Origin of the sequence: Pseudogracilibacillus sp. ICA-222130, assembly GCF_037892545.1 — a bacterium.
Classification (GTDB): Bacteria; Bacillota; Bacilli; order Bacillales; family Amphibacillaceae; genus Pseudogracilibacillus.
In genome coordinates this window covers 1-18939 of sequence record NZ_JBBKBG010000040.1, presented here as the reverse complement: position 1 = coordinate 18939, position 18939 = coordinate 1, and the positions used below count along the sequence as shown (strand labels likewise).

The 18939-nt window shown below is 33.2% G+C and carries 21 protein-coding genes; 4 read left to right on the top strand and 17 right to left on the bottom strand.

All coding sequences use genetic code 11. From position 1 onward, the window contains the following. Nucleotides 1–333: 333 nt before the first annotated feature. The 7 genes from WKT09_RS12370 to WKT09_RS12340 all read right to left on the bottom strand — a co-directional run bounded on the left by WKT09_RS12370 (nt 334) and on the right by WKT09_RS12340 (nt 7547). Nucleotides 334–2487: a penicillin-binding transpeptidase domain-containing protein gene (locus tag WKT09_RS12370; RefSeq protein ID WP_340416320.1), complete on the bottom strand. Its 2154-nt coding sequence runs from the start codon at nt 2485–2487 to the stop codon at nt 334–336. 16 nt (nt 2488–2503) lie between these two features. Next, nucleotides 2504–2878, bottom strand: a complete 375-nt coding sequence (gene ftsL / locus WKT09_RS12365; protein WP_340416319.1) for a cell division protein FtsL — start codon at nt 2876–2878, stop codon at nt 2504–2506. Continuing rightward, on the bottom strand, nt 2878–3855 hold the full coding sequence (rsmH, locus tag WKT09_RS12360; protein ID WP_340416318.1) for a 16S rRNA (cytosine(1402)-N(4))-methyltransferase RsmH: 978 nt from the start codon (nt 3853–3855) through the stop codon (nt 2878–2880). The genes ftsL and rsmH overlap by 1 nt, the downstream gene beginning before the upstream one ends. Nucleotides 3856–3870: 15 nt before the next feature. Further along, nucleotides 3871–4302: a division/cell wall cluster transcriptional repressor MraZ gene (mraZ, locus tag WKT09_RS12355; protein ID WP_340416317.1), complete on the bottom strand. Its 432-nt coding sequence runs from the start codon at nt 4300–4302 to the stop codon at nt 3871–3873. Between the two features lie 268 nt (nt 4303–4570). Further along, nucleotides 4571–6199, bottom strand: a complete 1629-nt coding sequence (gene bshC, locus WKT09_RS12350; RefSeq protein WP_340416316.1) for a bacillithiol biosynthesis cysteine-adding enzyme BshC — start codon at nt 6197–6199, stop codon at nt 4571–4573. Nucleotides 6200–6283: 84 nt separating this feature from the next. Further along, on the bottom strand, nt 6284–6664 hold the full coding sequence (locus tag WKT09_RS12345; RefSeq protein ID WP_340416315.1) for a DUF3397 domain-containing protein: 381 nt from the start codon (nt 6662–6664) through the stop codon (nt 6284–6286). Further along, nucleotides 6654–7547 (bottom strand): 2-dehydropantoate 2-reductase, encoded by an 894-nt coding sequence (locus WKT09_RS12340; RefSeq protein ID WP_340416314.1) that lies wholly within the window; start codon nt 7545–7547, stop codon nt 6654–6656. The genes WKT09_RS12345 and WKT09_RS12340 overlap by 11 nt, the downstream gene beginning before the upstream one ends. A gap of 256 nt (nt 7548–7803) precedes the next feature. Between WKT09_RS12340 and WKT09_RS12335 the strand changes: the two genes are divergently transcribed. Then, nucleotides 7804–8352 carry an N-acetyltransferase gene (locus WKT09_RS12335; RefSeq protein ID WP_340416313.1) on the top strand — a complete coding sequence of 183 codons (549 nt, stop codon included), beginning with the start codon at nt 7804–7806 and terminating at the stop codon, nt 8350–8352. Nucleotides 8353–8460: 108 nt separating this feature from the next. On the opposite strand, the gene WKT09_RS12330 is transcribed toward WKT09_RS12335, so the two are convergent. The 3 genes from WKT09_RS12330 to WKT09_RS12320 form a co-directional block, all read right to left on the bottom strand. Then, complete coding sequence (locus WKT09_RS12330; protein WP_340416312.1) at nt 8461–9213, bottom strand: enoyl-CoA hydratase/isomerase family protein; 753 nt, start codon at nt 9211–9213, stop codon at nt 8461–8463. Between the two features lie 173 nt (nt 9214–9386). Then, nucleotides 9387–9560, bottom strand: a complete 174-nt coding sequence (rpmF, locus tag WKT09_RS12325; RefSeq protein WP_336265826.1) for a 50S ribosomal protein L32 — start codon at nt 9558–9560, stop codon at nt 9387–9389. 91 nt (nt 9561–9651) lie between these two features. After that, on the bottom strand, nt 9652–10188 hold the full coding sequence (locus WKT09_RS12320; protein WP_340416311.1) for a YceD family protein: 537 nt from the start codon (nt 10186–10188) through the stop codon (nt 9652–9654). A gap of 132 nt (nt 10189–10320) precedes the next feature. Between WKT09_RS12320 and WKT09_RS12315 the strand changes: the two genes are divergently transcribed. Next, a complete protein-coding gene (locus WKT09_RS12315) occupies nt 10321–11520 on the top strand; it encodes a nucleotidyltransferase (RefSeq protein WP_340416310.1) in 1200 nt (399 codons plus the stop codon). Here the strand turns inward: WKT09_RS12315 and WKT09_RS12310 are convergent. Next, a complete protein-coding gene (locus WKT09_RS12310; protein WP_340416309.1) occupies nt 11517–12530 on the bottom strand; it encodes a SepM family pheromone-processing serine protease in 1014 nt (337 codons plus the stop codon). The genes WKT09_RS12315 and WKT09_RS12310 overlap by 4 nt on opposite strands. A 114-nt stretch (nt 12531–12644) precedes the next feature. Between WKT09_RS12310 and ylbJ the strand changes: the two genes are divergently transcribed. Then, a complete protein-coding gene (gene ylbJ / locus WKT09_RS12305) occupies nt 12645–13817 on the top strand; it encodes a sporulation integral membrane protein YlbJ (RefSeq protein WP_340416308.1) in 1173 nt (390 codons plus the stop codon). Here ylbJ and coaD read toward each other — a convergent pair. The 5 genes from coaD to WKT09_RS12280 form a co-directional block, all read right to left on the bottom strand. After that, nucleotides 13810–14292 carry a pantetheine-phosphate adenylyltransferase gene (gene coaD, locus WKT09_RS12300; RefSeq protein WP_340416307.1) on the bottom strand — a complete coding sequence of 161 codons (483 nt, stop codon included), beginning with the start codon at nt 14290–14292 and terminating at the stop codon, nt 13810–13812. The two genes, ylbJ and coaD, sit on opposite strands and share 8 nt — an antisense overlap. 3 nt (nt 14293–14295) lie before the next feature. Continuing rightward, on the bottom strand, nt 14296–14862 hold the full coding sequence (rsmD, locus tag WKT09_RS12295) for a 16S rRNA (guanine(966)-N(2))-methyltransferase RsmD (protein ID WP_340416306.1): 567 nt from the start codon (nt 14860–14862) through the stop codon (nt 14296–14298). A gap of 144 nt (nt 14863–15006) precedes the next feature. Next, nucleotides 15007–15279 carry a YlbG family protein gene (locus tag WKT09_RS12290; protein WP_340416305.1) on the bottom strand — a complete coding sequence of 91 codons (273 nt, stop codon included), beginning with the start codon at nt 15277–15279 and terminating at the stop codon, nt 15007–15009. Nucleotides 15280–15311: 32 nt separating this feature from the next. After that, nucleotides 15312–15761 (bottom strand): YlbF family regulator, encoded by a 450-nt coding sequence (locus tag WKT09_RS12285; protein ID WP_340416304.1) that lies wholly within the window; start codon nt 15759–15761, stop codon nt 15312–15314. A gap of 65 nt (nt 15762–15826) precedes the next feature. Further along, nucleotides 15827–16894, bottom strand: coding sequence for a CAP domain-containing protein (locus WKT09_RS12280; protein WP_340416303.1), 1068 nt, complete (start codon nt 16892–16894; stop codon nt 15827–15829). 155 nt (nt 16895–17049) lie between these two features. On the opposite strand from WKT09_RS12280, the gene WKT09_RS12275 reads away from it, so the two are divergent. After that, complete coding sequence (locus WKT09_RS12275) at nt 17050–17412, top strand: YugN family protein (RefSeq protein WP_336265836.1); 363 nt, start codon at nt 17050–17052, stop codon at nt 17410–17412. 175 nt (nt 17413–17587) lie between these two features. Here the strand turns inward: WKT09_RS12275 and ctaG are convergent, their stop codons facing one another. Continuing rightward, nucleotides 17588–18496, bottom strand: coding sequence for a cytochrome c oxidase assembly factor CtaG (gene ctaG, locus WKT09_RS12270; RefSeq protein WP_340416302.1), 909 nt, complete (start codon nt 18494–18496; stop codon nt 17588–17590). Between the last annotated feature and the right edge of the window lie 443 nt (nt 18497–18939).

The window sequence follows — 18939 nt, the reverse complement described above, 5'->3', positions numbered from 1 at the left end:
TTTTCTAAACTTTTCAATTGCAAAATACACTTGTGTTAACAGTTCATAATAGTCACCCGATATGTAAATATTTTAAGGTTGTTTTTAAACTTCTCATGGTATTAAAATTTTTCCGCTAGTTATTACTAACACCGTTTATAAAATAAAATCAAGTACAACTGAAAAAAGAGTTTTCATAAAATATTACTGGAGTTTTTTATGTATGAAAGGTAAACATACAAAAAGAGCACCCTCTGAGAAAGTAAAAGTATCAACTTAAAAACTTACAGAGGTGCTCCTTATGTTTAGATTTATTGTCATATGATAACAAATCTATTTCATTTTCACGTTTATTTATGGTTTTTTTAATTCAACTTCTAATGTTACCTTTTTGTCAATTTTTGAACCTTTTTTAATGTTTTGTTTCGTCACAAAGCCATTTCCTTTTACTTTCACATCGATTTCTAACAATGTACCTAATTGATAAACATCTCTACTAGACCATCCTTTTAAATCAGGTATCGTTGGTTTATCCGTTATGAGCATAATATGTTGTCCATAAACAACTTCTTCATCCTCATTTATATTCACCGCTAATACATTTTTCCCATCCCCAACGACAGTAATATTTTCCGAAATATTTTCTAAGTCTTTTTTTGCTTGTTTCACTGTTTTGTCGATGACCTGTGGCATTGTTCTTGTATGTTCATTAGAATCATCATCTGATTCTTTGTCTGGTTCAATATTTAAATAATGAAGACCGTTTTCTATCACATTATTAAAAATAAATGCGACAGGTTCTGACCCTGTTTCATCCCCTCTTAATTTTGGTTGTTTTACTGCAACATACATTAATAATTGTGGATCATCTTTTGGTGCCACTCCAACAAATGAATACATATTGTTTGATTTACCAGGTAAATAACCGTCTCCATCTGGGTTAGGTATTTGTGCAGTTCCTGTTTTTCCAGCAACCGTATAATCTTTCAAACGGTAGTTTTTTCCTGTACCATCTTTAGAGTTAACAACAGAAGCCATTAAGTCCATCATTTTATCTGCCGTCTCTTTAGAAACTGGTTGACCGACTACAGATGGATTATTTTCTTCCACTACCTCGCCTGTATTGGAATCAACCACTTTTTTTATTATATAAGGTTGCATCATGTTTCCTTCATTTGCAATGGCACTTGCTGCTTTAATTAATTGCATCGCAGTCGTTGTACTTCCTTGTCCAAACGATGTCGTTAATTTTTCTGCCGGCCAGTCAAATAATATTTTCCCTTGGCCTTCACTCGGTAAGTCGATATTTGTCGGTTTATCAAAATCAAAGTTCTTTAAATACTTTAGAAAATCATCTGGGTCCATTTTCTCCCAAATTAATTTAGAAGAGGCAACGTTAGAAGAACGACGGAATCCTGTATCATACGATATTTTCCCCCATCCTTTTCCATTGTTATGGTCACTAATTGCTCTTACTTTTTCATTAATGATATATTTTCCAGATTTGAATTTTTCCTTCCCGTCATATACGCCTTCTTCCATTGCTGCAGCCCACGTAAATATTTTCATCGTAGACCCTTGTTCAAATGGAGAGGAAATAACGTCATTATACCAATTCTTTACCTTCCCAGGATCATTCGGGTTAAAACTCGGACGATTACTCATCGCAACAATTTCACCTGTTTTTGGATTCATCACAACAGCCATTATTTTCTCAGGTTCATATTGTTCATCTACTTGAGATAATACATCTTCCAATAACGTTTGTACTTTTTGATCAATCGTCAAATAAATATCATGGCCATTTTCTGCCTTCTGAACCACTTCGTTTGGATTTAATAATTTATTCCCATAACTATCTCTGTGATAGTAAATATACCCATTCTTTCCACTTAAAGATTCATTCATTTCTTTTTCAATTCCGGTTACCCCTACTGTTTCATCTTCTTCATTTTGGCGTGCAAATCCTAAAATATGAGAGGCGAACATACCGTTCGGGTAATAGCGAATAGAATCTTCTAAAAAGTGAATTCCAGGTAATTGAAGGTCTTCAATTTCTTCTTTCTTTTCTTGTGGAAGTTTTCTCCCTTTCGTTCCAAATTCGATTTGGAAACGCCCTTTTTCCTTACCTTCATCGATTTTTTTCTTTATTTCTTTTTCATCAATATCTAGCACACTACTTAATTTTTTTGCCGTGTCTGCACTATCCACAATATGGTCTGGTGCATTGGTACGTGTCTTACGGTTTTCATCTAATATAGCAAAAACACGATATGTTGGGCGATTATATGCTAAAATCATCCCATTGCTATCGTGTATTTTCCCACGTTCTGCTTCTAATTCAAAGCTTATTTCACGTGTTTCTTTCGCTAGCTGTTTTAAGTTTTGGTCCTTCACTTCCCCGCTTACTTGTATGTATAAAAATCTTCCCGTAATAACTAAAAAAGCGAGTACAAAAAATAATAAAACTAATTTTGAAACGACATTTGTACGTTTATTTTTTTTCATCTTGATTCATCCTGACTTAATCATTCGTCGTTAGTACTCGTTTCACTTTTGCCTCTTGAATTTTTAATCCATTTTCTTTAGCGATTTTTGTAATTCTTTCTGGCTTACTTAACTCACTAATTTCAAATGCTAAATCTTTATTTACAACTTTATGTTGTTGAACTTCGCTTTCTAATTTTTGAATGTCACGATTTAAATCATCTGTTGTAGAAGCAAATGATACGATATAAATAGATGCAATTAAAACGACCATACTAAAGAATGTATAAATAATTTTTTCACCTTTAGTTAATATTTTACGTTTTTTAACTTTTTTTACAACCTTTTTCTGTTGTTGCTGTTGTCTTTCTATGTAGTCCCTTTGCCAACTTCTAGCATGATTTGATTGCATTATTTCCGCCACCCTTCTTCATATATAAAGGAATCATCCCATTCCTTCACTTTTTCAACTACTCTTAATTTTGCTGATCTTGCTCTTCGGTTTCTTGTAATTTCTTCCTCTGTTGGAATAATTGGTTTCCTTGTAATTAGTTTGAATGGTGCAGCAAATTCTTCTGGAACGATTGGTAATCCTCTAGGTACGGGCTTTTCTGTCGTCCATTTTTTAAACGCTTGTTTACATAATCGGTCTTCTAACGAGTGAAAAGTGATGACAGCAATTCTCCCACCAATCCTTACCACCTTTGCCGCTTGATGTAGTGCATCATTAAAACTTTTTAACTCGTCATTTACCTCTATACGTAATGCTTGGAAAATCCTTTTTGCCGGATGGCCTCCCTTACGCCTTGCAGCTGCTGGAATAGACTCCTTTATTATTTCAACCAAGTCAAATGTCGTTTCAATGGGAGAAGACTCTCTCCTCTTTTCAATGTTCCTTGCAATTTGCTTTGAAAATTTTTCCTCACCATATACAAAGAACATCTTTACCAGTTGTTCATACGGCCATTCGTTTATAATATCTTTCGCTGTTAATGATTGTCGTTGATCCATCCGCATATCTAATTCAGCATCATAGCGGTAACTAAACCCTCTATCTCCTTGATCAAATTGGGGGGAAGATACACCTAAATCGAATAAAATACCATCTACTTGACCAATGTTATTTTCTTGTAAAGCTGATTCAAGTTGTCGAAAATTATGATGAAGTAATAATGGAGAAAAGTCTTTTAATTTCTCAGTTGCCGCACGTATGGCAGCTTCATCTTGGTCAAAGCCAATTATTTTCCCTTTTTCATTTAAACGAGATGCTATTTCAAATGTATGTCCAGCACGACCTAATGTACAGTCCACGTAAATACCATCTGGCTTAATATGCAATGATTCGATTACTTCATCTTTTAACACACTTTCATGTTCACTATGTGTCATCTTGTACACCTACTTCTATATATCAAAATCTAATAAGTTTTCTGCAATATCTTCGAATGACTCTTCAGATGCTTCAAAATAATCTTCCCAAACTTCTTTCGACCAAATCTCAATTCGATTTGAAACACCTATTACGATACATTCTTTTTCCAGTTTGCTATATGTACGTAATGTTGCAGGTATATTTATTCTCCCCTGTTTATCAATTTCACATTCGACAGCCCCAGAAAAGAAAAACCTTGTGAACTGTCTTGCATCTTTTTTCGTTAATGGAAGTTGTTTTAATTTACCCTCCAAAATTTTCCATTCATCCATCGGGTAAACGAATAGACAGTTATCTAACCCTCGGGTTAAGACAAAAGAATCCCCTAGCCCCTCACGAAACTTCGCAGGAACAATCATTCTTCCTTTTATATCAATGTTATGTTGGTATTCTCCCATAAACATATCTATTCAACCCTTCCATGTGATTATTCTACCACAATCCCCCACTTTCCTCCACATGTTTTCCACATTTTTTCCCCTTTTTATAAAAATGAGCTATTTATCCTTATAAAACCGTTAAAAAAATAAACAATATATCACATAAATCCATTATTCTTACAACTATTGAGTTCATTTTTGACATAGAAAAACCCTGTTCCTTTGCGCTTTTAACGCTTTAGAACAGGGTTTGTTATTTTATATTTTAGTGTTTTATGTAATGTGGATAACTCTATCCCATAAAATATACGACAAAATGATCTTCTGTAAACGGAATGGAGGATAATTGATTTATTTGTTGTATCCAATTCTCTCCATACTCATTTAACAAAAATAGTGGGCTATACACACGTTCTTGTAATCCACCATTTGGATGTAATACAAGGTCCAACTCTTCAAATTGTCCCATTACCTCGTCATGTTGTTCACGAATTGTCTGCATCGTTTTACGTTCCAAAAATGATAATTGTTCCATCATGAGATGGATATTTGTTTTCGATGCTTCATGTAAGTCTGGCGCAATATTCGCTGCCATTTCCTGTAATGGAGCATGAATTTTTTCTAAACTTACTTTTGCTTCTTCAAAAAGATATTCTGTTGGAACATGCGTTTGTGCCATTAACCATTGCATTTTCTTTTGCGAAACACCTTCACGAATTGCCTCATCTACTTGGATGACTCTTTGGTCTAAAAGCTTTTCCGTTCGCTTTGGAACATACGTAAAAGATAATCTTGGGACAACTGGTGGCATTTTTTCACCAATTATATGAAAAGCTTTTTTTAATGCTGCCCAATAACTGATTTCTCCATCTCCCGCAATAAATGCAAGCGTAGGAAATAGCAATTCCTGCATCATCGGTCTTGTAATGACATTATTACTTAATTTTTCTGGTGTTGTTTGCGCAATATGTAACAATGTTTCTTTCGTTAATGTTACTTCTCCATTTTTTCCAACAAATTCATTTTCCTCACGTTTCAACAATATACGCTCACCGTGTTCATCATGATAAAACAGATGGACATCATCTTTCTCAACATCCAACGGAACATTATAACCTTGCTGTTGTAATGTTTGTACGGTCTCATATACATCTTCAGCGATTTGTTCACTCTGTTCAAATATTTTTGTAAAGTGTTCTCCTTCTAGTTGACGTAACTGTTCGTTTCCCGAATCAACGAGGACAATACCTTCATCTTTAAACAATTCAAAAATAATGAGCGCAAAGAAATCAACAAATGTATGTGCACGCTGTAAACAATTTTCCATCTTTGTATATAAATCTTTCGTATGAACAGTTTCATGTAAATCTAAAAATGCTTTCCGCAACCAATCCGCTGTTTTTTGTTTATCTAATGGAATAGAGGAAACAGATTTCTTTATCCATTCTTGTTGTTTGGTTATATGTTTCGTTATTTTTTTATCACGGACGGTATAAATATGATTGATTTCATCATAATCATGATCCTCTCCTGCAATCCAAAATATTGGAATGACAGGAACACCTAGTGATTCCTCTTGTTCTTTCGCAAATCGATAAACAGAAATAAGCTTATTTAAAGAATATAATGGTCCTGTTAATAAACCTGCCTGTTGACCACCGATTACGACTACACTCGTTTCATCTTTTAATCGTTCAATTTGGCTTAATGTACTTTGAGGTGCATTCCAATTTCGATTCATGTTATATAAGACGTCTACAAGCTTTTTACGATCTCTCTTTATTTGTTGTACATATGCTGCACGTTCTTTTACTTCTGTAAAAGGTTTATAATCAAAATATTCCGTAACGAAATCTTGTTCCTTACGATATTCATTTATCAGTTGATTCGTTTTATTTAATTGGATAGATTGAACTAACATTTCGTCCGATATCTCCTTTTATAGTCTATTCCTATGTATTGTACTTTAAATATTATATCTTTTCATGGAATCTGTTTATAAGTGTTATGAAAACAGTCGTACAATTTCCACCACTACTAAAACAATATATAAAACGAAACATATTAAAAATAATATGCGTGATAACATTTTTAATGCCTTACTTAAGACAACTTCTGTATCTTTTTTCCATTGACGGATAAGTAATATTGCTAAAACGACTAAAATCGTAATAACGATATATCCAGTAATTGTAAACGGCACAAGTCTCTCTAACATATATGTCACTGCAAAAAGATATATAAAAGCACTTATTTGCACCATAAAATGAATCGCTCTCCAGCGATGTTTATATATTAATTTATTTCCTTGGTATAAAATAATTGTAAATACGATCGGACTTACAATAATAATAACTGGTAAATAATGTACTAATTTATCTAGCATCGTAATTCCTTCCTCTTTCTGTTAACGCTAATATACTAATGTATATCCAATAATTTAAGTGACGTGTTGGATCTATTTTTGCAATATATCCATTCATCGCTTCTATTTCTGTTTCACGATTTGCCAACACATCTGCACGCATAGAAGATGTATTATGCTTTGTATTGTTGGCAATCATGCAAACAAGATCCCAACTATGTTCTATATTTAATTGTAATGCTCCTGAAACTTCCTCACACAACCTTCTAGCAATCGAGTGTATATGTGGATTTTCTAAAATGTCTCCGTTTGGCACATCAAACAATGCTGTTAATGGATTAATAACGGCATTTACGATTAATTTATTCGCCAATAAAGTTTGCCAATCATTTGCCAATTGGAAAGGAAATGTTGGTTGATGTATGTTATCTACCAATTGCTGTGCCTTTTCTTTATCTCCATTGAATAATGTAGCTAAAACCATTTTACCTTTCCCTAAATGATTTACTCGCACATCATTCATGCGGCTTGCCCCATGCTCCACAACGCCAACATATGTTGGATGGGTAAGTTGTTTTATACTCTCTATATGTCCCATACCATTTTGCAAAAATATGATAGGCATATTCGATGGAACAGAGGAAAGTAGCTGAACCAAATGGAGAATTTCTGGCTGTTTGACACAAATAAATAAACAATCATGGGTTGTTATATGTTCTATGAGTGAAATATGAGGTCGAACATTTCTTTTAAAGGCTGATTGTTCATACAATTGAACACCGTGTTCGAGTAATGCATTTTTTTGATCGTCTCTTCGGACATATAAAGTCACATCATGTTTCTCACTGATATAACTACATAATAATAAACCTATTGAACCACCGCCTACAATTCCTATATTCATGCTCACACCTCACATTTCTATTAAACGAAATAAATTTGAACGAACCATTTTCTGCTCACTAATAACATATTACATTATATACTGTTTTACATAAAAGTGAGAAGAGATAAATATATCTTATCTTAACGTATTATACAATTATATCATTTTGTATAATTAGAAGTTTTCAATATAAACAAATTTGTATTATAATTGTACATAGAGATAGATATAAAATATGATGAAAAAAAATAAACAATAGAAGGGAAGCGTTATCATGGTTAAGGTAGAAAGATTATTAATTAATTATAAAACATTAGAAGACTTCAAACAATTCCAACAATATGGAGCACAAGAATTATCCATGTTAGAAGATTTGCAAAATGAAATGATTGAGAATGACAGTAAATCACCATTTTATGGGATTTATTACGGTAACACACTAATTGCTCGAATGAGTCTTTATGAGCGTTCAAAGGAGTATGATCATTATTTCAATCCTCCACAAGATTATTATGTCTTATGGAAGTTAGAAGTACTACCAGATTATCGTAACCAAGGTTATGCAAAAGCATTAGTTGATTTCGCAAAGAGTTTCAATGTGCCAATTAAAACGAACCCTTTCATTAAAGCAAATGAATTTTGGGAGAAGATGGGCTTTGAATCTGCATCCTATAATATTGAACGTGACTTCGGCGAAAATCCGTATATTTGGATGCCTGAAGGAGTTAAAGAAGCGATTCAACCACCAAGCCGTTTAGGTGTAGAAAAACCTGCTAAAAAGAAAGAAACAACAAAAAAGGCTGAAGAAACAGAAGAAAAATAAATCGTGGGCAAACCCACACATACAAAAACGGTAATGTTTATGAACGTGTAAACATTACCGTTTTATGTCACGATAAAATAAATGATAATCAAATAATTGAGTGATCATCTATCTTTGCAAAAAAGCATTCACTGCTTGCTGATGATGTTCAGACGGCCATAATTTTGCTGCACGACGCGATTCCCGATCCATCGCCTCATACAATTCCTCCACCTCTAAGGCCTCTAAAAACTGTGCCTTTAAAAAACACATTTGATCATAAGACTTTGATAGATAAGGTTGTAAGAAAGTATCTACATCTTTCCAGTCATCTTTCTTTATAATCGAATGGATCCACCCTTTCTCATATAAATAAGACGCACCATAAATTGAGCCTTTCGTTAACCATTGAAACGCAAAGTTTTTCGCAACCTTTTTGTATAAAATGGCACCACCACCCCAACCAGGTAAGATACCTAAATTTGATTGTACAAAACCAAATGTCGTATCTTCCTTCACAAGTCTAAAATCACACGCAGTCGCCAATTCACATCCACCACCAAGCGCATTTCCTTGTAATAAGCAGATTGTTGGCACTGGAAACGTTAATATTTTATGTAAAACTGTTTTCATGATATGTAAAGCTTCATATGCCTCTTCCTCATTTAAATCTCCGTGTAATTCCGTTAAGTCTCCACCAGCACAAAAAACTCCAGAACCTTCACTTCGAATAAGAAGAAATTTAATTGGACGTTGTTTTATATCGTCCAATATGTCCTCTAATTGTTGCGCCATTTTTCTCGAAATGGCATTGCGCTTATTCGGGCGATTTAAAGTTAAAATACCATATTCTGTTTCTTCATATAACACAAGTTTCTCCACATATATCTCTCCGTTTACAATATCATTATGTACTATCATAACATATCTCATTCTGCCGTTATAAACGATTTCCTATAAAAATAAAAAATGAGATATTTGTTGTTCTATGTAAAAGCGTTACCGCGTTTATGGAACAAAGCCAAATATCTCATTTTTCTCGTTAGAAACGAAATTTAGTTTTCAACTACTTCTTTCCCGTCATAATGTCCACATTCTTTACAAACATGGTGAGGTTTTGTGTATTCACCACAGTTGGAACATTCTACTAATCCAGGTACATGAAGTTTTTTATGCGTACGACGTTGGTTCGTAACTTTCTTTGAAGTTCTTCTCTTAGGTACTGCCACGACGAACACCTCCTTTAAGGAATTCCAATCTTCATAATATGATAAACTAAAGAATGTAAGTAGCCCTTTTTTCTAAAAAATAGGAGCACACTTATTCTGAGTCATTTTGATCACTGTTTTGAAAAAGATCTTGTAATTTCGCCAAACGAGGATCAATTTTGTTTTTTTCTTCTTCGATCCGTTCCTCTTCTAAATAATATGTCCAACCTTCTCCTCCATCCAAAGCCTCTTCTTCTGAAAACACACGAAATGGCATTTTTAGTAAAATTTGCTCTTCAATTAATGGAGTTAAATCGATCAGATCGTCTGTAACAAGATGTACTTCATCTTCCTCATCTTCTTCCTCTAGTACAAGTGCGGTGGAGAAAACTTCTGTTACATCAAATTTAAATGCATATGGAACGTCTACCAATGTTCGTGCACAGGGTAAAATCATTTTCCCTTCTATTGAAAAAGAGAAAATTAATTCTTGTCGGTCAACTGTACACATCCCTTTAATAAAAACAGGATCAATTTGTCTAATATCATTATTAGTCGATGTTGCTAACGAGGATACATCTACTTCCCCTTGGAAAACAAATGGTTCCATCGCTGCTTTTTGTTGCAATTCTATTGCTGAAAATATCATTTTATCACCTCAAGGCAACAAGAGTATTTTAAAAGGAAAAACGGTTTTTGTCAACCTTTTCGCTAAAAATCATTGTTGCTTTATAAATATTTTTGGTACAATAATAAAAGCAAATAGATTGGAGGGAATGAAATGAAAGCTTGTGGCCTTATTGTTGAATACAATCCATTCCATAATGGACATGTTCACCACATTGAAGAAGCGAGAAAAAGGACCAATGCCTCTGTCATTATTGCAGTGATGAGTGGTTCTTTTCTCCAAAGAGGCGAACCTGCATTTATCGATAAACATCACCGAACGAAAGCCGCACTTCAATCTGGTGTGGATATCGTTGTAGAATTACCTTATGCATTCGCTGTGCAAAGTAGTAACTTATTTGCACAAGGAGCTGTGCAAATATTGCACGCACTAAAAGTTGCACATATTTGTTTCGGTAGTGAATCTGGTGATACGGATGCCATGAATAAGGCTGTTGCACAATATATCCATCATGAATCTACGTTTTCAGCTACATTAAGAAAACATATTCAAAAAGGTCTTTCCTATCCAAAAGCAACGGAAAAAGGATATGAAGCAATCGGTATGGATATGATTGATATGAAACAACCAAATAACATATTAGGATTCCATTATATGAAAACGATTTTAAAAAATAATTTTCCAATTGAACCTGTTGCGATTCAACGATTGCATAATCATTATCATGATGAATCGATTGAACATTCCATTGCAAGTGCTACAAGTATTCGTAAAAGCGCATTACAAACAAATGGACTTAAAGAAGTAAAGCAAACGATCCCTCCCGCTTCATTTGATGTATTACACACATATCAAACAATTACTAATACATGGCATCATTGGGAAGCTTATTTCCCTTATTTATATTATAAATTAATTACAACAGAAACGAAAGCACTTCAGGGACTCCATTCTGTTGATGAGGGAATCGAACATCGCCTTAAAAAACATATACAAAAAGCAAATAGCTTTGAGCAATTTGTTGAAGCAGTACGTACAAACCGATATACGACTGCGAGAATACAAAGAATGTGTACACATATTTTAACGAATACGACAAAACAAGAAATTGATACCTTTACATCTAAACCAATTCCATACATCCGTTTATTAGGTATGAATCAAACCGGACAACAATACATACGGCAAATTAAAAAACAAATTAGTATTCCAATTGTATCTAATTTAAATAAAAAAACAGCTTCATTACTTTACTTAGATGAAAAAGCAACAAATGTGTATTATTCTATATTCTCCCCGAAAATTAGGGAATCATTAAGAAAACAAGAGTTTCAATTACCTATTATCCTTTAGTCGAGTTGCTCTAAATAATCCAATGCATCTTGAAACGTATCAACCGGTACTATTTTCATATCTGTTCCAAGTTCTGCCGCCGTTTCTTTTGCAACATTATAATTAGAGTCTTCTCGACCTTTTTCATTCGGTGCAAAAAATATTTCCATATTCTTTTTGTGTGCCGCGACCACTTTTTTATCTATACCACCGATTCTCAATACATTTCCTTTCGAATCAATTTCACCAGTACCAGCAATTTGTTTTCCCTTCGTTATATCCTCTTCGACTAATTGATTATATAACTCTAACGAAAACATTAAACCTGCACTAGGGCCTCCAATAGAACCACTATCAACATTTACTTCAGGGTCCACTTCTACTTTAATATCTGTCACTAATTGAATACCAATTCCAACCCCATCTTTATCTGCAAATTGCTGCACCTCTACGCTTTCTTCTAAGATTTTTCCATCCCGGTCCAATGTAATATGTAATACATCTCCGGCAACTTTATTTTGAACGTAGTCCACTAAATCATTTGATTCCGTTACTTCTACATCGTCAACTTGGATAATTCGGTCCCCCATCTCCAATTTACCTTCAGCTGGCATATTTTCCACTATTCGAACGACATATACCCCATTATTTTTTTCTTCTACATGTTTATTGGCAGCCTTATATGCGACAACTAAGGAAGCATTTTTAGATCCGTCCATTAACATTAATTGATAGTGCTGGTACTCTTCATCTGTCGTACCCTCTGGAATAATATCTTCAATCGGTGAAATATCCCTATAAGGCAAAAAAGAAGCAACTACATAATCAAATATCGTTGGTTGAAATCCACTTACTGTTACTAAATGAAATTCACCCTCGCTTTCATATCCGTTTGATACATCAACCATTTCTGATAAACCATCTGCTGAGCCTGGTTGCTGCACATAGAATGGTAAGCGAAATGTAAATAAAAAACCTATTAATAGTAATAAAATTAAGGTACTATATATTCTTCGGTTCATTTTTTTCATAGGTATATTCTTCACCTTCTACTATTTTATTTATGTTAAATATAACATATTTCATCGATTTTCTCGTATATGTATATAAGGAACGTTTCATTATTATAAAACTTGGAGGAAACTATGCAAAAATATTATTCCATCCTCATCGCTTGTTCGATATCAATCATGGCATTATTATTTATTTTATTACCACAACATACTTTATATGCAAGTATACGTGGTTTACAAACATGGTTTGATATTGTGTTCCCGTCCTTACTTCCTTTTTTTATTATGTCCGAACTACTTATGATGTATGGAATTGTCCAAGCAATTGGCATATTATCCGAACCGATCATGCGACCATTCTTTCGTGTACCAGGAGCAGGTAGTTTTGCATTTATCGTCGGGATGGCGAGTGGATATCCTTTAGGAGCAAAAATAACTGTATCCTTGCGTGAAAAAAACTATATTAATCAAATAGAAGCAGAAAGACTACTCACATTCTCTAATGCAGCGAGCCCACTATTTTTATTTGGTGTCATTGCGATAAGTTTTTTTCATGATCAATATATAGGAATCTTACTCGCATTAAGTCATTATATGAGTAATATATTCGTCGGTCTTTGCATGAAGTTTTATTACGCTAATCAACCAAGCACTCAAAAAATCGAGCAACAGACAAGTATATCTGTCCGTGCGTTACGTGCGATACATCGAACACGAATATTAGATAAGCGCGCTTTCGGAGAAAAATTAGGAGATGCCGTGCAATCTTCTATACAAACATTACTTATTATTGGCGGATTCATAATTTTATTTTCTGTCATTACCCATTTATTGCATACGATTTATTTTTTTGAAAAAGTAATCGAGCCTTTCGTCCCAACATCTTTAAAACCTATCGTCACACCATTTTTTACAGGTTTATTTGAAATAACAACAGGGACTGAATTAATTGCTTCATTGCATTCAGTCCCTACCATTATAAAATTATGTGCAGTTAGCTTTATATTAGGTTTTCATAGTTTGTCCATCCAAGCACAAGTTGCATCTGTCATAAGTAAAACCGATATTCGATTTTCTCCTTATTTTTTTGGACGGCTATTACAAAGCATTTTTTCTGTTCTTATTACATATTGTAGTTATCAAGTCTTTTTTTCAACCAAAATAAAAGAAGTAACAAGTACTGAGGTTGCCAATATACCAACTACTACTTATCATGCCGTACAATTTTTTGAGCAATATGGATTTTATATAACAACATTTACATTATGTATCTATTTGATTATCAAGTATCGGCGTATTACTTAAATTTCTCACGTAATGCTTTCGCTACAACTTCCGGTACTAAACAATCAATGGAGCCTTTATATTTTGCCACTTCTTTTACAATACTTGAACTTAAGAATGAATATTGATTATTCGTCATCATGAAAAATGTTTCAATCGTTGGTTCTAATTTTTTATTCATAGACGTAATTTGCATTTCATATTCAAAATCACTAACTGCTCTTAATCCACGCAAAATTACGTCTGCTTTCTTCTCATGTGCATAATCAACTAATAATCCTTCTGACACGTCTACCGATACATTCGGTAAATCTTTAGTTGCTTCTTGAATTAAGTGAATTCGTTCTTCTACTGTAAATAACGGTTGTTTTGATGAATTATTAAAAATAGCAACAATAACTTCATCAAACACTTTTGCACCTCTTGTAATAATGTCTAAATGACCATTCGTAATTGGATCAAAACTTCCTGGACAAATTGCTAATTTCTTTCCCACAACTTATACCCCCGTTTTTCTTTTGTTCAAAATTGTAATACTCGTCGTACTATTAATTTTCTTTTCGTCTTTAATAGTGAAAATTTCTTCTCGTATGGAAAGTTTTTCGTCTGGACGATGTTCTATGTATACGATACAATTATCGTTTAAAATGTCCGCCTTTTCAAGCGCTTTCATCATTTTCTCATAATTAATTTTATCATAAGGTGGGTCAAGCAAGACTAAATCAAATTTCATGTCTTTCTTACTTAGTACATGTAATGCTCGAAAAGCATCGTTGCGATATATTTCACATTTGTCTTTAATCTTACATTGTGTCACATTTTGTTCAATCGTTCGAATTGCGTCTATCGACTGATCAATGAATACCGTGTGTTCCACGCCACGACTAATTGCTTCAATCCCAAGTGATCCACTCCCAGCAAATAGATCTAAACAATTCCCGCCATCAAAAAAAGGACCAATTTTATGAAAAATTGCTTCTTTTAATTTATCACTCGTTGGACGTGTTTTTAATCCTTTCGCTGTTTTAATGTGTCTTCCTTTTAAATCTCCTGCAATAACGCGCATTGAATCCCCACCTTACATGCTTATATTTTTCACCAAAAAAAATAAGATTGAAACAATGAAATGTACGGATGAGAAGAACGGCATGATATATATGTATTCGTCCTTTTTCAATATACAATTTCTTTGTTTCAACCTAAAAAAATATTAATTCGTCTTATAATCATACTGTTTCGCTTTATCTGGTAAAGCATTTTCATAGTCTGTTTTCAATAGATGTTTATACGAACGATCTACTTTTGATACAAAAGGAAATTTTAATAATGATGCTTCGATAGTTTCCACATCTTCTATATCGACATACAAAACTGCATAGCGAAGTTTCCTTGAAACATACATTAAGTTCCCGTGCTTTTTAATTTGTTTTATATTTTTTCGATGTTGAAACCAAACGATTAACCCTTGGCGTGTATGATTCATTTTCTTACTCCTATTATAATATAATTTTCTAATTATGAAGCTTGGCAACCACATGATCCACCGGTTCCACAACTACCACTAGAACAACCGGAATCAGAAAGTAGCCCATTCTCTTTCGGGACGATAATTTTTTCGCTTACACTTCTAGCAATGGATTCACTAATATCATCTAAAAATGTTTGTAAATTTCTTTCAGCGAGTTTAAATTTCGCCACATACTCATTCATGTCCATTTTTCTTTTGGAACTACGAACATTCTTCATAATTTCTTGATAATCTGGATGGTATCTTCCAAAGCGTTGAACATCTTCATAATGTTCTTTTATATGTTTAAAGGATTGAATTAATGATTGTGCTTCTTCATTTTCTTCTAATTGCTTTAAAGCACATTCATATTCCTGCATCACATCTGATTGCTTAATCATGTCGATTAGATGATCTGTTTGATCAAGTATTTGTACGTGTTCTAATGTCATAATCATATTAGTAACACCTCCATTTCCATTTTAACATGATTTCATATAAATGAAAATGCATTGGCATTCAATTATTGTTGAGTGACAAAATTTTGGGTGTAGTAATAACGATAAACCCCAACTCCTAAATGTGTGTATTGATCATTTAACAGTGCTTCACGATGTCCTTCGCTATTTAACCATCCAAACATTGCAGCAATACTATCCGAGTGTTGTGCTGCAATATTCTCACCAGCAGTAACAAAGTAAATATTTCCTTCCTCTAATCGTTCTTTTAAACCTTCACCATTTGGGCGTTCATGTGCAAAATAATCATGCTCATACATATCCTTACTATGGGCACGAGCGACATCACTTACCTCTTCATGAGGAGATAATAATGGTAACGCAAATGAATGACGTAATACATTTGTCATTTCCATAATTTGTTGTTCCATTGCTGCTTCAATTTCAGTCCAACTATCATCGTTTTCTTGTAATTCATCTGGTAATGGTCCACGATATTCTAATTCATACATTCGTTGTTGTAACAATGTTTCTGCATCGATTAAACGAATAGCTGTTAATGAATCTATTGTCGTATCAAAATAACATTGGATAAACACATCATTTGACAACTGAATAAGCGGGGTTTTTTTTCGTTCATTTTCCTTCACCTTAAACGTATAAGAAGAAAATCCGTTTTTATATGTTACTGCATTTTCAAATGAAACCATTTCATGAACCTCATCAAATGACTGACCAAATTGTAATGGCTCTATATTAATACTATCTCCCATGACATAAACCGTATTTACCTGATCATTTTTTATGCCAATTTGTACATGAGATGTTGTTTCGTTCGTATACACATACCAATCGTATCCATATGGTGTTGGATCAATTCTTTTTGGTTCACCAAACATCTCTATTATTTCCTTTACATCTAGACCTATAAATTCAGATAAATTATGATCGACATACAAAGCCTCTTCCGGTTCCTCTATTATTAACTCTTCATTGAGAACAATTTCTTCTTTTGGATTTTTAAATTCCTCCCAATGTTCTTCTAATAAAACGAGTAGATTATTTTCTTGAACAAATATATATATGCTTCCGAATACACAGACTGTAATAACAAATAATAAAAACCTTTTCATAAAGTCCTCCTAATTAGAAATACTCCTCCATTTATATTATACTAATAAAGGATGAGATAAACGTATAAATTAACGAATATTTATATAATTTATTGCAAGTTATCCATATTTCAACTATCATTAAGCTAAGATACTATTTAAAGAGGTGTAATAGGATGAAATTAGAAAACACAGGTATTGATAATAAGGTAATCGATATTTCAACATTAAACTACGTAATGGGTAAACATGCTTTTATTTTAGGTGAAAGCTGGGACTATGAACGTGTTACATACGATTACAAAATCAATTCGCAAGAGAAAAACGTTACATATTATGTACGTATTCAAGGAGAAGCTATTGAAGGAGATGTCGATAGTAAAACAGCAGTAATTAAGATTAAAACACCTTTACTAGGAAAACATTACTATCCACATGGTATTGAGTATGGTGAAGAAGAAAACTTCCCTAAAAACTTAATGGAACGTGCACACAACCTTGTTGTTGGTGTAAACGATGAATTAGAACAATTAGGCTAATTCAAAAATCAGAATACAATAAAACAGACTAGAAAGAAACTAGTCAAAACGGTACTGTTTATTGAAAAATAAACAGTACCGTCTTTATGTTCAATGAAATAATATATAGAAATAGGATGTTAATAAAATATTATTTTACTAACATCCCTTTTCTATTAGAAAAAATGCACGTCCATTATTCTTTTGAATTCGGAATAGACTTTGGCATTGGATCAATTTCTAAGCTCTTTTTCGTAAACCATCCAAAGAAAATATAGGCTAAAACAAAACCATAAAAAATCTGTTGCATGAACATCATTAAAATTCCACCTAATTGCTGATCCTCGGCAGCCGATAATGGAGAAAACATCTCTGCACCAGATAAACTATCAGAAATCCCATTTAATACATCGGATGGCACACATAAACTCATTGCCTGTATCCAAGCACCATCTGAATTATAAGCTGTATATAATGATTTTCCTGAGAATATCATTAAAGCACAAGCAATGGAAATAATTAAAATACTTCCAATTAAATATGCCATTTTTAATAATGGATTTAATGTTGCATGTTCTTTAAGTGGGGATAAAATTGGCCACCACATATTCATGGATAAAATGAATAAAACAATTGTTACAGTTGAATGTACGACTAAATGTGTTTTCGTATAATCAAATATTACTGGTAAATGATACATCGAGAACAAACTGTTAAATAACACAAGTGCGATTAAAGGATGTGTTGTTACTTTCATTATTTTTTTGACAATTTTAATATTAACGAATTTCTCCCACATCCAAACAGGTAGTCCCCGTATAAAAAAGATTGAAATGACGAAATATAAAATAGCTGTCTGAGCCATATGATAACTCATCATAATATGAGACATTAAATCAATTGGAGATCCTTTCACAATATACGTTAAAATAATCCCACTATAGAAAAAAATTTGCTGATTTCTCGTCGGTTTTTCATCTCCACCGAATTTATGCCGATATGGTCCAGTTACTAAATAATATAAAATCGACACAGCAATTAAAAATGTTAAAAAATATGGACTCCATAATGCACGGAAACCAAATATTTGAATTTCCAACCACATAAAACGTCACCTCTTCATAAAGTTTGCAACCATCATTATACATGATATCGTCCACTTATTTCATGTATTCCGTTTCAAAATCTTTAAAAACATTGGCATTTGTGACAATTTTGTCATGAAATAACAAGATGAAATGAAAGGCTTTATGTCAAATAGTGTTGGTGACCTTCTTAACCTTCATTTTATCGAATGATAAGTGCTTAGGCAAGGATTGGTATTGTTTATGGTGTTTTTTCGCTTCGATTGTAATGACGCATTACACCGTCTAGGTGAACATCAAACAATTCTCAGCGATATCTGTTAAAGACTGCACATCTGTCGCCATTATAAGGATTTATGCTTTTGGACGACTTAATTCTAAAGAGAAATTCACTTGTTTTCTATTTTTATGCATAAAAAATGCCAGTGAATTTCTTCCACCAACACCATATATTGTAGAGCCA